This window comes from Cryobacterium fucosi, assembly GCF_004403515.1.
GTDB classification, from domain to species: Bacteria; Actinomycetota; Actinomycetes; order Actinomycetales; family Microbacteriaceae; genus Cryobacterium; species Cryobacterium fucosi.
The window spans coordinates 1-14,421 of sequence record NZ_SOHH01000076.1 but is presented as its reverse complement, the minus strand read 5'-3'; the positions used below and the strand labels follow the sequence as shown (position 1 = coordinate 14,421).

13 protein-coding genes are annotated in these 14,421 nt (G+C 68.9%); all 13 read right to left on the bottom strand.

Going from position 1 to position 14,421, the window contains the following annotated elements:
* The coding region (locus E3T48_RS11680; RefSeq protein WP_478213392.1) for a primosomal protein N' family DNA-binding protein at positions 1-463 on the bottom strand (463 nt) is incomplete at its 3' end.
* 2 nt (positions 464-465) lie between these two features.
* A complete protein-coding gene (gene metK, locus E3T48_RS11675; RefSeq protein WP_134524233.1) occupies positions 466-1,659 on the bottom strand; it encodes a methionine adenosyltransferase in 1,194 nt (397 codons plus the stop codon).
* 149 nt (positions 1,660-1,808) lie between these two features.
* On the bottom strand, positions 1,809-3,029 hold the full coding sequence (gene coaBC / locus E3T48_RS11670; RefSeq protein ID WP_134524232.1) for a bifunctional phosphopantothenoylcysteine decarboxylase/phosphopantothenate--cysteine ligase CoaBC: 1,221 nt from the start codon (positions 3,027-3,029) through the stop codon (positions 1,809-1,811).
* 27 nt (positions 3,030-3,056) lie between these two features.
* Positions 3,057-3,314: a DNA-directed RNA polymerase subunit omega gene (gene rpoZ, locus E3T48_RS11665; protein ID WP_134524231.1), complete on the bottom strand. Its 258-nt coding sequence runs from the start codon at positions 3,312-3,314 to the stop codon at positions 3,057-3,059.
* Between the two features lie 108 nt (positions 3,315-3,422).
* A complete protein-coding gene (gene gmk / locus E3T48_RS11660) occupies positions 3,423-4,361 on the bottom strand; it encodes a guanylate kinase (protein ID WP_134524230.1) in 939 nt (312 codons plus the stop codon).
* Positions 4,354-5,241 (bottom strand): orotidine-5'-phosphate decarboxylase, encoded by an 888-nt coding sequence (pyrF, locus tag E3T48_RS11655; protein ID WP_174844158.1) that lies wholly within the window; start codon positions 5,239-5,241, stop codon positions 4,354-4,356. Before pyrF ends, gmk begins: the two co-directional genes overlap by 8 nt.
* Entirely contained in the window at positions 5,238-8,525 is a 3,288-nt protein-coding gene (carB, locus tag E3T48_RS11650) for a carbamoyl-phosphate synthase large subunit (RefSeq protein ID WP_134524229.1), read from the bottom strand. Before carB ends, pyrF begins: the two co-directional genes overlap by 4 nt.
* A complete protein-coding gene (carA, locus tag E3T48_RS11645) occupies positions 8,525-9,730 on the bottom strand; it encodes a glutamine-hydrolyzing carbamoyl-phosphate synthase small subunit (protein WP_166789717.1) in 1,206 nt (401 codons plus the stop codon). The genes carB and carA overlap by 1 nt, the downstream gene beginning before the upstream one ends.
* 1 nt (position 9,731) lies before the next feature.
* Complete coding sequence (locus E3T48_RS11640; RefSeq protein ID WP_134524228.1) at positions 9,732-10,274, bottom strand: PH-like domain-containing protein; 543 nt, start codon at positions 10,272-10,274, stop codon at positions 9,732-9,734.
* The gene (locus E3T48_RS11635) at positions 10,267-11,616 is read right to left on the bottom strand and encodes a dihydroorotase (RefSeq protein WP_134524227.1); all 1,350 of its coding nucleotides are present in this window, start codon (positions 11,614-11,616) and stop codon (positions 10,267-10,269) included. The genes E3T48_RS11640 and E3T48_RS11635 overlap by 8 nt, the downstream gene beginning before the upstream one ends.
* On the bottom strand, positions 11,617-12,567 hold the full coding sequence (locus E3T48_RS11630) for an aspartate carbamoyltransferase catalytic subunit (RefSeq protein WP_134524226.1): 951 nt from the start codon (positions 12,565-12,567) through the stop codon (positions 11,617-11,619). It lies immediately after the preceding gene.
* Positions 12,564-13,130 (bottom strand): bifunctional pyr operon transcriptional regulator/uracil phosphoribosyltransferase PyrR, encoded by a 567-nt coding sequence (gene pyrR / locus E3T48_RS11625; protein ID WP_134524225.1) that lies wholly within the window; start codon positions 13,128-13,130, stop codon positions 12,564-12,566. Before pyrR ends, E3T48_RS11630 begins: the two co-directional genes overlap by 4 nt.
* Before the next feature lie 225 nt (positions 13,131-13,355).
* Complete coding sequence (locus E3T48_RS11620; RefSeq protein ID WP_134524224.1) at positions 13,356-14,189, bottom strand: class I SAM-dependent methyltransferase; 834 nt, start codon at positions 14,187-14,189, stop codon at positions 13,356-13,358.
* Positions 14,190-14,421: the final 232 nt, after the last annotated feature.

Here is a 14,421-nt window from a genome sequence, read left to right as displayed (position 1 = left end):
CCACCGGGTCGGCGGCGCCCGGCGCGGCCCGCGCAGCCTCGGCGGCCAGCCAGGCCTTCTCGACCCGCACCTGTCGGGGCGGCACGGCGAGCCGGATGATGTCGCCGGCGTTTCCGGCGGCGCGGTCGGCGACCCGCCTGGCCAGGTTCCAGACCTCGGCGGTGAGCACGGATGCCTCCGACACGACCGAATCGAGCGGGCTGAGCGCGCCGTGGTAGTCGGGCGCGACCCCGTCCAGGGCTGCCGTCTCCGTCCCCGGACGAGCGGCGGCCGGGGACGCGCCGACGACCTCGATCAGGTAGCCGTCGGCCACCCGCCCGGCCGACCTGAGCGGCACACGCACCCGCACCCCGGGGAACGCGAGCGTCACGAGCTCCTCGGGGATGCGGTAGTCGAAGAGGTGGTCGAGCTGCGGGAGGGGCGAATCGATCAGCACCCGTGCCACGAGGCCGGTGCGGGTCATCGCTACAGCCCGGCGGCGCTCTTCAGTTCCTCGACCCGGTCGAGCCTCTCCCAGGTGAAGTCGGGAAGCTCACGGCCGAAGTGGCCGTAGGTCGCCGTCTTGGCGTAGATGGGCCGCAGCAGGTCGAGGGAATGGATGATCGCGGCCGGGCGCAGGTCGAAGACCTCCCGGATGGCTGCGGTGATTTCCCGGTCGGGGAGCGTGCCGGTGCCGAACGTTTCGACGTACAGCCCCACCGGGGAGGCCTTGCCGATCGCGTAGGCGACCTGGATCTCGAGGCGCTCTGCCAGGCCGGCGGCCACGGCGTTCTTGGCCACCCAGCGCATGGCATATGCGGCGGAACGGTCGACCTTCGATGGGTCCTTGCCGCTGAAGGCTCCCCCGCCGTGCCGGCTCGACCCGCCGTAGGTGTCGATGATGATCTTGCGCCCGGTGAGGCCGGCGTCGCCCTGCGGACCACCGATTTCGAAGCGCCCGGTCGGGTTGATCAGCGTCTTCAGCTCGGAGGAGTCGAGTTCGACCCGGTCGAGCACGGGGCGGATGACGAGTTCCTCGACCTCCGCGCGGAGCTGTTCGTTGGAAACGGTCTTGGAGTGCTGGGTGGAGAGCACGACGGTCTCGACGGTGCGCGGGATGATGCCGTCGTATCCGATGGTGACCTGGGTCTTGCCGTCGGGGCGGAGGTAGTCCAGCTCGCCCGACTTGCGCACCTCGGCGAGGCGTTCGGCGAGGCGGTGCGCGATCCAGATCGGGATCGGCATGAGCTCCGGGGTCTCCCGGGTGGCATAGCCGAACATGATGCCCTGGTCGCCGGCGCCCTGCCGGTCGAAGTCGTCGATGCTCGATTCTTCGCGGCGCTCGAAGGCGTTGTCGACGCCTTGGGCGATGTCGGGCGACTGGCCGCCGATGGAGATCTCCACGCCGCAGGACCGGCCGTCGAACCAGACGTCGGACGAGTCGTAGCCGATGTCGGTGATGCACTTGCGCACGATCGAGGGGATCTCGACGTAGGCCTCGGTGCTGACCTCGCCGGCGACGTGCACGAGGCCGGTGGTGACGAGCGTCTCCACCGCGACCCGGCTGTGCGGGTCCTCGGCCAGGAGCGCGTCCAGGATGCTGTCGGAGATCTGGTCGCAGATCTTGTCGGGGTGGCCTTCGGTGACTGACTCCGAGGTGAAGAGGCGTAGATCGCTCATCTGGCCCGTCTCTGTTGGTGATTCGTGTACGTGGGGGAAAACGGCTGCCGTGGACGCGGACAGCGAGGAACCGGACGACCCGCGTTCGGCGTCGACGGTGTCTCAGCTGAGCTGGTTCCGGCTCATCGGTGATCGGCTGGGCAGTGTGATCAGCTCAACAGGTCAAGGATGCGCCCGGCCACCGACATCTTGCTTCCGGAGGCCTCAATCACTATATCTCCGTGGCTGTCGAGCACCGTGACCGCGTTACGTTCGGAGGCGAAACCCTCGGACCAGCCCACCCTGTTGAGGACCAGGAAGTCGCAGCCCTTCCGGGCGGCCTTATCCCGGCCGAGTTCGAGCAGCAGTGCCGGGTCGGTCTCGGTCTCGGCGGCGAAACCGATGACGACCTGACCGGGCTTCCTTGCTGCGGCCAGTCCGGCGAGGATGTCCGGGTTGCGCACGAGGGTGAGCACGAGGGTGTCGCCCGTGTCGTCCTTCTTGATCTTCTCCGGGCGAACCTCGGCCGGCCCGTAGTCGGCGACGGCCGCCGCCATGATGATGACGTCCGCGTCTGGCGCGGCCAGCAGCATGGCCCGTTCGAGGTCCGCCGCGGAGCTCGCCAGGCGCACGTCGACGTTCTTCGGCGCCGGAACCTCCAGGTTCGCGGCCACGAGCACGACGGATGCCCCGCGGGCGGCCGCCGCCTCGGCCAGGGCGACGCCCTGCTTGCCGCTTGACCGGTTGCCGAGGAACCGCACCGGATCGAGGGGTTCCCGGGTTCCCCCGGCCGAGATGACGATCCGTTTCCCGGCCAGGTCGCCGGGGCCGGCCGCGGCGGCGCCCTGGTCGGCCTCGGCCAGCGCCGCGAGGGCCGCGGCGACGATCGTGTCCGGCTCTTCCATCCGGCCGGCCCCGGAGTCGGCCCCGGTGAGGCGGCCCGTCCCCGGCCCGACGACGACCACGCCGCGTTCGCGCAGGGTCGCCACATTCGCCCGGGTGGCGGCGTTGTTCCACATCTCGGTGTGCATCGCCGGCGCGATCACCAGCGGCGCCGTGCTGGCCAGGATGGTGTTCCCGAGCAGGTCGTCGGCCAGCCCGCAGGCGAGCTTGGCGATGGTGTTCGCGGTGGCCGGTGCGACCACGATCAGGTCGGCCGACTGGCCGATGGCCACGTGCCGCACCTCCGCGACCCCTTCATAGAGGTCGGTGTGGACGGGGTTGCGGGAAATCGCCTCGAGGGTGGGCTTGCCGATGAAGCGCAGCGCGGCCGGCGTCGCGACGACGTGAACCGAGTCCCCACGCAACACAAAAGCGCGCACGATGTTGACGGCCTTGTAGGCGGCGATGCCGCCGGTTACCCCGACGACGATCGTGCGACCTGACGACATCCTGCGCGCTCGAGTGTGCCCGGTCGACTACGGGGCGATGGGGCGGGAGACGAGCTTGTCTTCGTTGATTTCGCGCAACGCGACCGACAACGGCTTGTCGTCGACGGTGGAGTCGACCAGCGGCCCGACGTTGTCGAACAGGCTGCCTTCGTGCAGGTCGGCGTAGTAGTCGTTGATCTGACGAGCGCGCTTGGACGCGAAAACCACGAGGGCGTACTTGGAGTCGACCTTGGTCAGCAGGTCGTCGATGGGCGGGTCAATGATGCCAGTGGGCTTGTTGGCCATTGGTGTCACTCCTTCAGAGCGGTTCGTGCTGCACGTGGTGTCGCAGCGGGTATCGGTGGTGCGGGTGACGCTGGATCGGCTGAACGCGCGAGTGTCGGCGCGTCTCAATCACGAAAAAATCGGGCGATCAGGCAGCTGGGGTGCCTGACGCAGATTCATCAAGTCTACGACCTCCCGGGCGGCCTCGGCCACGTCGTGGTTGACGACACGGTAATCGAACTCCTCCTGCGCGGCCAATTCGAGCTTGGCGGTCTCCAGACGCCGGGCCTGCTCGGCCGAGCTTTCCGTGTCGCGGCCGATCAGCCGGCGCACCAGTTCGTCCCAGGTCGGCGGCAGAAGGAAGGCGAGCCTGGCATCCGGCATCGAACGTCTGACGGCGCGAGCGCCCTGGATGTCGATCTCCAACAGCACGCTGTCACCGCGGGCCAGAGCCGCTTCCACGGGGCCGCGCGGGGTGCCGTAGCGGTACGCGTTGTGCACGACCGCCCATTCGAGGAGTTCCCCTGCCTGGACCATTCGGTCGAATTCGGCGTCGTCGACGAAGAAGTAGCTCACTCCCTCGGTCTCCCCCGGCCGCGGCGCCCGGGTGGTGGCCGAGACGGACAGCAACACCTGGGGATAGTGCTCGCGGATGTACCCGGCGACCGTTCCCTTGCCCACCGCCGTCGGACCGGCGAGAACGACGAGACGGGCGACGGATGCGCCTCGCCTCGCGCTCGACCGGCTCGACAGGAAGTCCCGGAGTCGATCGCGCTGGTGCTTTCCCAGACCGCCGAGACGCTTGGACGGAGAGATCTCCAACTGGCTCATGACGCGTCGCATCTTCGTGACGCCGATGGCCGGGATGCTGACCAGGAACTCGGTCACGCGAAGGCGTCCCTCGACGCCATCCGGGCTGTCGATCGCGGTGGACAGCACCTCGAGGGCCGAGCGTGTGCCGTGCGCGATCTGGTCTTTCACCGCCGCGCGGGCACGCCTGGCAGCCACGGCGGCACGCGAGGCCGCGACCCGGTCGACGTCGGGTGGGGTAGGGCGATTCTCAGCCACGGGCCGCTCCAGCTTCAAGTACTCGGCGCGCTATCGTCTCGGAAATTCGGCGGGGACCGGCCGAAAGAACGCTACGCGATTCACTCACGATAACGCTTTGAGCGTACCCCCCGTACAAGTTCCTCAAATCGGATACCCGCGCGCCCTGGTGCCCGAACCCGGGCGCCAGGATCGGAGTGAGCGATCGTGCCGGTGCGACGGCCAGGTCAACCCCGAATCCCGCCAGGTCGAGGGTGGCGCCGAGCACGACACCGAGGGACCCGAGCGCGTGCGTCGGGTCCTGCGCATTCCGTGCGGCGACGTCCTCGAAGATCGCCCCTGCCACCATGAGGCCGACCTGTCCCCCGCCGGCCACGACCGCCTGCTGGATCGCCTCCGCCTCGGGGTTCGAGGTGGCGGCGAGCAGGAAGAGCCCCTTGCCGTCCCGGTCGGCCTGGGCGATGACGGAGGCGAGTGAGCCGACGCCCATGTACGCGTTCACCGTGATGGCATCCACCTCGAGCGGGGAACCGATGCCGAGCCAGGCCTGCCCGTAGGCCTCGACGCTGGTGCCGAGGTCGCCGCGCTTCACGTCGGCGATCACGATCAGGCCAGCGGCGCGCGCATCCGCCAGCACGCGCTCGAGCGCCGCATATCCGGCCGAGCCGAAGCGCTCGTAGAAGGCGACCTGCGGCTTGACGATGCCCGCCTGCCCTGCGCACGCCTCGACCACCGTTCGCCCGAACGACTCGGCGCCCGAGGCGGAGTCCGGCAGGCCCCAGTCGGTCAGGAGCCACGCGTGAGGGTCGATCCCCACGCACAACTGGCCGCGCGCCGTGAAGACCGCATCCAGGCGGTCCCCGAACGACGCTGCAACCGCGGCCGGCGAATCGTGGCTCACAGGGCGTTCGTTCGGGTGATGGCGTACTCCTGCAGCGAGGTCACCTCGAAGCCACCGCGGATGGCGTCGATCGACGCGACGGCGGCGCTCAGCTCGGCGATGGTCGTGAACAGCGGGAGGTCGCCGGCGACGGCCGCGGCGCGAATCTCGTAGCCGTCTGCGCGCGCGGTGCGGCCACCTGGGGTGTTGATGACGATCTGCACCTCTTCGCGGCGGATCAGTTCGACGATCGACACGTCGTCCGCCCCGCTCTTCTCGCTGAACTTGGTCACGATCCGGGCGCGGATGCCGTTGCGCTGGAGAACCTCGGCGGTGCCTTCCGTCGCGGCGATCTCGTAGCCGAGCTGCTGCATGCGCAGCATCGGCAGGATGATGGCCCGCTTGTCCCGGTCGGAGACCGAGACGAAGACGGTTCCGCTGAGCGGGATTCCGCCGTAGGCGGCGAGCTGGCTCTTCGCGAACGCCGTGGGGAAGTCCCTGTCGATGCCCATGACCTCGCCGGTGGAGCGCATCTCGGGGCCGAGCACGGAGTCGACGACCAGGCCGGCGGGGGTGCGGAACCGGTTGAACGGGAGCACGGCCTCCTTGACGGCGACGGGCGATTCCATCGGCACCCGGGAACCGTCGACGAGGGGCAGCTTGCCCTCGGCCTTGAGTTCGGCGATGGTCTTGCCGACCATGATCAGCGAGGCGGCCTTGGCGAGGGTGATGCCCAGCGCCTTGGCGACGAACGGCACCGTGCGGGAGGCGCGCGGGTTGGCCTCGAGCACGTAGAGCACTCCGGCGCCGATCGCGAACTGCACGTTGAGCAGCCCGCGCACGCCGATGCCCCTGGCGATGCCGAGCGTGGCCTCGCGGACGCGGTCGATTTCGGCGCGGCCGAGGGTCACCGGCGGGAGGGTGCAGCTGGAGTCGCCGGAGTGGATGCCGGCCTCCTCGATGTGCTCCATCACGCCGCCGATGTACAGCTCGGTGCCGTCGTAGATGGCGTCGACGTCGATTTCGATCGCGTCGTCGAGGAACCGGTCGACGAGCAACGGATGCGACGGGCCGACGATGCCCTGGCCGGCCATCCTGGTGAAGTAGTCGGCCAGTGAGGCGCTGTCGTAGATGATCTCCATGCCCCGCCCGCCGAGCACGTAGCTCGGCCGGACGAGCACCGGGTAGCCGATCTCCTCCGCGACGACGACGGCGCCGGCGAAGTCGGTGGCCACGCCGTTGCGCGGTGCGAGCAGGCCGGCCTGGTCGAGGATGCCGGAGAACAGCCCGCGCTCCTCGGCGAGGTCGATGGCGGTCGGCGAGGTGCCCAGGATGGGGATCCCGGCGGCCTCGAGGCCCTTGGCCAGACCGAGCGCGGTCTGGCCACCGAGCTGCACGACCACGCCGACGAGTTCGCCGCTCTGGCTTTCGGCGTGGATCACCTCGAGCACGTCCTCGAGGGTGAGCGGCTCGAAGTAGAGCCGGTCGGAGGTGTCGTAGTCGGTCGAGACCGTCTCCGGGTTGCAGTTGATCATGATGGTCTCGTAGCCGGCCTCCGACAGCGCGAAGCACGCGTGCACGCAGGAGTAGTCGAATTCGACGCCCTGCCCGATCCGGTTCGGGCCGGAGCCGAGGATGACGACCTTCCTGCGGTCGCTGGGCACGACCTCGGTCTCCTGGTCATAGCTGGAGTAGTGGTACGGGGTGAGCGCGGGGAATTCACCGGCGCAGGTGTCGACGGTCTTGAATACAGGCCGCACGCCGAGGATGTGGCGCACCTTGCGCACGTCCGCCTCGCCGAAGCCGCGGAGCTCGCCGATCTGGGCGTCGGAGAAACCGTGGTCCTTCGCGGTGCGGAGGATGTCGGTGTCGAGGCGTTCGGCCGCGGTGATCTCGTCGGCGATCTCGTTGATCAGCACGATCTGGTCGATGAACCACGGGTCGATCTTCGTCGCCTCGAAGACCTGCGGGGTCGTTGCGCCCTTGCGGAGCGCCTGTTGCACCGTGACGATGCGCCCGTCGGTCGGCACGGCGGCGACGAGGAGCAGCTCGTCCAGGCTGCGGGTTTCGGTGCCCCAGTGGAACGACGAGCCGCGTTTCTCAAGCGAGCGGAGCGCCTTCTGCAGTGCGGAGGCGTAGTTGCGGCCGATCGCCATGGCCTCGCCGACCGACTTCATGGTGGTGGTGAGGCGAGGGTCGGCGGCCGGGAACTTCTCGAACGCGAACCGGGGAACCTTAACAACGACGTAGTCGAGGGTGGGCTCGAAGCTGGCCGGGGTGACCCCGGTGATGTCGTTGGGGATCTCGTCGAGCCGGTAGCCGAGGGCGAGCTTCGCGGCGATCTTCGCGATCGGGAAGCCGGTGGCCTTGCTGGCCAGGGCCGAGGACCGGGACACCCGCGGGTTCATCTCGATCACGATGATGCGTCCGTCGGCCGGGTCGATCGCGAACTGGATGTTGCAGCCGCCGGTGTCGACGCCGACGGCGCGGATGATGTCGATGCCGATGTCGCGCAGTTTCTGGTACTCGCGGTCGGTCAGGGTCAGCGCGGGGGCGACGGTGATCGAGTCGCCGGTGTGCACCCCGACCGGGTCGACGTTCTCGATCGAGCAGACGACGACCGTGTTGTCGGCCGTGTCACGCATCATCTCGAGCTCGTATTCCTTCCAGCCGAGGATCGACTCCTCGAGGAGCACCTCGGTCGTCGGGCTCTGGTGCAGGCCGTCGCCGACGATCCGGCGCAACTCCTCCTGGGTGTAGGCGAATCCGGAGCCGAGCCCGCCCATGGTGAAGGAGGGGCGCACGACGAGCGGGTAGCCGAGGTCGTCGGCGAACTGGACGGCCTCCTCGACCGTGTGGGCGATGTGCGAGCGGGCGACGCCGCCGCCGAGGTCCTCCACCAGCTGTTTGAAGATCTGGCGGTCCTCGCCCTTCTGGATGGCGTCTAAGGAGGCTCCGATGAGCTCGACGTCGTACTTCTCGAGGATGCCGCGCTCATGCAGCGCGATGGCCGCGTTGAGGGCGGTCTGGCCGCCGAGGGTCGGCAGGATCGCATCCGGTCGTTCCTTGGCGATGATCGTCTCAAGGATCTCGGGGGTGATCGGTTCGATGTAGGTGGCGTCGGCGAAGTCGGGGTCGGTCATGATCGTGGCGGGGTTGGAATTGACCAGGATCACCCGGACCCCCTCCGCCCGCAGCACCCGGCAGGCCTGGGTGCCGGAGTAATCGAACTCGCAGGCCTGGCCGATCACGATCGGCCCGCTTCCGATGACAAGGACGCTGTTGATGTCGTCGCGCTTGGGCATTACTTGGCGTCTCCTGCTCCGGCGGCCGCGCCATGGGCGACCACCACGTCCCTGAACCTGTCGAAAAGATACTCTGCGTCGTGCGGGCCGGCCGCAGACTCCGGGTGGTACTGCACCGAGAACGCGGGGATATCGAGGCAGCGGATGCCCTCCACCACCTGGTCGTTGAGGCTGTAGTGGCTCACTTCGACCCGGCCGAACCCGGTGCGGGAGTCGCTGATCCCCTCGATCGGCATGTCAACGGCGAAGCCGTGGTTCTGCGAGGTGATCTCCACCCGGCCCGTGGTCTTGTCGAGCACCGGCTGGTTGATGCCGCGGTGACCGAACGGCAGCTTGTAGGTGCGGAAACCGAGGGCCCGCCCGAGGAGCTGGTTTCCGAAGCAGATGCCGAAGTACGGCACGCCGGCGCGCAGCACCTCCTGGAGGAGGGTCACGTGGGCGTCGGAGGCGGCCGGGTCGCCGGGTCCGTTGGAGAAGAACACGGCGGACGGGCCCAGCGAGAGCACGTGCTCCGCGGTCACCGACTGCGGCAGCACGAGCACGTCGAAGCCGCGCTCGGCGAGGTGGTTCAGGGTGGAGGTCTTCACGCCGAGGTCGAGCACGGCGACCGATCCGATCCGTTCCCCCTTCGCGGGCACGGAGAACGGTTCGACCGTTGACACCTCGTCGGAGAGGTTGCGGCCGCGCATGGCCTGGCCGGAGCGCACCAGCTCGAGTTGCTCCCCGTCGGAGAGCCCGAAGGCGTCGCCGGAGAAGATGCCGGAGCGCATCGCGCCGGCCGAGCGGATGTGCCGGGTGATCGCCCGGGTGTCGATGCCGCTGATCCCGACCACGCCGCCGTCTTCGAGGTCGTCGTCGAGACGCCGGGTCGACCGGAAGTTCGAGGCGATCCTGGCGGGTTCGCGCACGATGAAACCGGACACCCAGATCCGGCGGGACTCCATGTCCTCGTCGTTGGCGCCGGTGTTGCCGATGTGCGGCGCCGTCATCAGCACGATCTGCCCCGCGTAGGACGGGTCGGTGAGGGTCTCCTGGTATCCGGTCATCCCGGTGGCGAAGACGATCTCGCCGAGGGTCCGTCCGCGGCTGCCGTATGCACGGCCCACGAAGCGTCGGCCGTCCTCGAGCACGAGCACTGCGGGATCCGTTGTGCGGGTATTTGGCCTGCTGGTGTCCGGGTGGTCCTGGGTCGCTGCGTTGCTCATGCTACGCCTCGCTTTCGTCGTGCTCGGCCGGGCTCAAGGCTCCGGCAGCAATGGTTCGGATGGCGTCGTTCACGGTGACGCGTTCGGCGGGGTCGATGATGCGGAAGTAACTGTCGACGATCTCCCCGGTCTCGGCGGCCGGGGCGTTCAGACGCCAGCCGAGAAGGAGCAGGCCGTCGGGTTCGACCGCCCGGTCGATGGTCCAGGTGGCCGGTTCGAGCAGTTCGATGGCGTCGGCCGGGATGAACACGGCTTCCTCGCCGGAGAGGTAGAGGAAGACGCCGGCCTCGGTGACGGTGACGGCGGCCCTGGCCCGGAACCCGAGCCCGCGGATGTTCAGGCGTTCGAGCGGTGTCCCCCGCCTGGTGGTGGCCACATAGAACGCCGCCGCCGAGGCCAGCTCCGGTGTCGTCTCCGCGGGCAGCGGGTAGCCGGCCGGCAGTGCGGCGTCGCGGCGTCCGCGGGCGCGCCAGCTGCGCATCATCAGGGCGAGCAGCCCCAGCATCACGAGCGCCGTGATCACGGCGGGGATGGCCCTATCCACGGTTGTCCTCCGGTTCCGACCTGATCTCGCCGGCCGGCCGCAACGCGCCGTCCAGCACAGTCGCGTAACCGCGGTGGAAGGTCGCGAGCACCCGGCCGGGAAGCGTCATGCTGAGGTAGGGCGAGTTGGCGCCCTTGCCGGCGAGGTCGGCCCGGCCGAAGACCCGGCTGGCGGCGGGGTCGTAGAGGGTGAGCTCGGCGGGGCCGCCGACGACGATGCCCTGGCCCTGGCCGGTGACCCGGCCGATCCGGGCGGGCGCGGCGGAGAGCACCCTGGCGATGTCCGACCAGCCGAGCATCCCACTCTCCACCATGGCCGCATGCACAACGGACAGGGCGGATTCGAGGCCGACCATGCCGTTGGCCGCGGCATCCCATTCGCAGTCCTTGGACTCGACCGGGTGCGGGGCGTGGTCGGTGGCGACGATGTCGATGGTGCCGTCGGCGAGTCCCTCGCGCAACGCCTCGACGTCTTCGCGGCGGCGGAGCGGCGGGTTGACCTTGAACCGGGCGTCGTAGCCGCGGACGAGGTCCTCGGTCAGCAGCAGGTGGTGCGGGGTCGCCTCGGCGGTCACGTTGATGCCGCGGGCCTTCGCCCAGCGGATGACGTCGACGGACCCGGCAGTGGAGACGTGGCACACGTGCAGGCGGGAGCCGACGTGCTCGGCGAGCAGCACGTCGCGGGCGATGATCGATTCCTCGGCCACCGCGGGCCAGCCGGTCAGGCCGAGTTCACTGGACAGCGCGCCCTCGTTCATCTGCGCCTTCTCGGTGAGGCGCGGCTCCTGCGCGTGTTGCGCGATCACACCGTCGAACGCCTTGACATATTCGAGGGCACGCCTCATCAGGAGCGGGTCGGAGACGCAGAACCCGTCGTCGGAGAACACCCGCACGCGCGCCCGGCTCGTCGCCATGGCGCCGAGTTCGGCCAGCCTGTCCCCCGCGAGGCCGACGGTCACGGCGCCGATCGGCTGCACGGTGACGTAGCCGGCCTGCTCGCCGAGTGCGAGGACCTGTTCGACCACCCCCGCGGTGTCCTGCACCGGGGAGGTGTTCGCCATGGCGAAGACGCTCGTGAAGCCGCCGACTGCGGCGGCCTGGCTTCCGGTGAGGATGGTTTCGCTCTGCTCGTAGCCGGGCTCGCGCAGGTGGGTGTGCAGGTCGACGAGACCGGGCAGGACGATCAGGCCGTCGGCGTCGACCGTGGTCGCGCCGGCGCGGGAGAGGCCGGAGCCGATCTCGGCGATCCGCCCTTCGGCCAGGACGAGGTCGGCGCGGGTCCCGTCGGGGAGCGCGGCGCCGCGGATGAGCCAGGGCGTGCCTGGGATGCGATCGCTGGGCATTTAGGAGTCCTCCCGGTCACCGGACATAAGCAGGTACAGCGCCGCCATCCGCACGGAAACCCCGTTCGCAACCTGTTCGAGCACGGTCGACGCCGCCGAATCGGCGGCCTCCGACGAGATCTCGAGGCCGCGGTTCATCGGGCCGGGGTGCATGACAATGCTAGCCGGAGCCAGCCGGGCGAATCGCACGTCGTCGAGGCCCCAGCGGCGCGAGTACTCCCGGCTGTTCGGGAAGAAGGCCGCGTTCATCCGTTCGGCCTGGATCCGCAGCATCATGATCACGTCGGGCTTCGCGGCGATCGCCGCGTCCAGGTCGAACCCGACGGCGGCCGGCCAGCCGGACATGTCCATCGGGAGCAGGGTCGGCGGGGCGACGAAGGTCACTTCCGCGCCGAGGGTGGTGAGCAGCCACAGATTGGAGCGGGCAACCCGGGAGTGCAGCACGTCGCCGACGATGGTGACCCTCACCCCGTCGAGCCCCGTGCCTCGGGAGGCGGTGCCGTGCAGTCGGCGGCGGATCGTGAACGCGTCGAGTAGCGCCTGGGTGGGGTGTTCGTGGGTGCCGTCGCCGGCGTTGATGATGCCCGCATCGATCCAGCCGCTGGCGGCGAGCACCTCGGGGGCGCCGGAGGCCGGGTGACGGATGACGACGCCGTCCGCTCCCATCGCGGCCAGGGTCTGCGCGGTGTCTTTGAGGCTCTCGCCCTTCGACACGCTCGATCCCTTCGCGCTGAAGTTGATCACGTCGGCGCTGAGCCGCTTGGCGGCGGCCTCGAAGGAGATCCGGGTGCGGGTGGAATCCTCGAAGAACAGGTTCACCACGGTCTTACCGCGCAACGTCGGCAGCTTCTTGACCTCACGGTTGGCGACGTCGGCCATGTCCTCGGCGATGTCGAGCAGTCCGATCGCCTCGGCGCGGCCCAGTCCCTTGGTCGAGAGCAGGTGCTTCATCGGGCGTCCTCCCCGTCGTGGTCAATGCCGCCGCCGCCGTCGATGCTGACGAATTCGTCACCGTCGACCTCGAGCAGGTGCAGGTTGATGCGCTCGTCGGTGGAGCTGGGCAGGTTCTTGCCGACGAAGTCCGCGCGGATCGGCAGTTCGCGGTGACCACGGTCGACGAGCACGGCCAGGCGCACGATGGTGGGGCGGCCGTGGTCGCCGAGCGCGTCGAGGGCGGCGCGGATGGTCCGGCCGGAGTAGAGCACATCGTCGACGAGCACGACCGTGGCGCCGTCGATGCTGCCGGGCACCAGGGTGCGGGAAGGCGTCCGGGTGCGGGTGCGGGCCAGGTCGTCGCGGTACATGGTCACGTCGAGGGAACCGACCCGCACATCCGTCGCCGCCGGTTCGATCCGCGCGATGGTGTCGGCGATGCGCTGGGCGAGCACGACGCCCCTGGTCGGGATGCCCAGGATCACCAGTTTGTCGGGTCCTCGATTGGACTCGAGGATCTCGTGGGAGATCCGAGTCAACGCTCGGGCAATGTCAGCCTGGTTCAGCACGGTGCGTGCCATAAACCGGACCTCCTTCCCCGCCTCACCGGACGGCTGTTAAAGGATGTCTGTCGGAGTTCAGCCTAGCAGCGTGGCGGCGGTGCGACGGGCCGCCGCGGCCACCGGCCCGTGACCGGGGTCGAGCCCGGTGGTCGAGCCTGTCGAGACCCGGTGGTCGAGCCTGTCGAGACCCGGTGGTCGAGCCTGTCGAGACCCGGTGGTCGAGCCTGTCGAGACCCCCATGCCTCAGTGCAGCGGCTTCACGGCCTGGATCGTGTAGCTCAGCGGCGCGACGCCGGCTCGCGCATCGAGGGCATACTCGCCGTCTGCGCGCCGGAGCATCTGTCCGGGGAGCGCCTCCCAGGGAACGCTGTCGTGTTCGATGAGCATCGTGAGCGCCAGACCCGCGTCGAGGAGCGCGGTCACGATCTCACCGAGACCGTGGTTCCACTCGAAGGTCTTCGTGGCGGTGATCGGCCGGTCGGTCTCAACATAGCTGGAATCGTCGTCCCACTCCAGCGGCGCATCCTGCTCGAAGTACGGGAAACGCAGGTGCAGGTCGTCGGCAAGCCTCTCGTCCATGGTCCACAGGATCGGATGGCCTTCGCGAATGAAGAGGCGCCCGCCCGGTGCCAACAGCCCGGCCACGACGGCCGCCCAGCGTTCGATGCTGGGCAGCCAGCAAAGCGCCCCGATCCCCGTGTAGACGAGGTCGAAACCCGCCGGCTCGAGCACCGACAGGGCCGAGTACAGATCGGACTCGACGAAGTCGACCTGGTCGCCGGTGTCCGCGACCAGGGCGCGCGCCTCCGCAAGAGCCGCCGGGGAGAAGTCCAGTCCGGTGACACGTGCACCGAGCCGGGCCAGGGAGAGTGTGTCGGTTCCGATGTGGCACTGCAGGTGAACCGTGCGCAGCCCGGTGATGTCCCCCAGCCGATCTCTGTCGAAGCGCACGACCTCCGACAGGAACTCTGGATCGTCAACGTATCGCTGCACTTGGTAGCCGAGTCCGTTTCGCGCGGCGTGGGCCGACGCTCGATCGTCCCAGTTGGCTCGATTGGTATCCAAATGGTTCTGCATGGTCAACCTCATCCCGCTCGGCTTCGGCCAGCCCACCAGACTACGTGACCGCATCCGAATCGATCCCGTCGAACATTAAATGCTATTTTCCGCCGAACAAACTCGAGATATACTCGTATTCATGTTCGATTTATGGTATTCTGGGGGCATGGCAGGAAACCCTGATCCCAGTGCCACCACCGCCTTCACCGAGGCGGATGCCGGCGCGGGCAGCGGCGCGGACAGTGGTCTG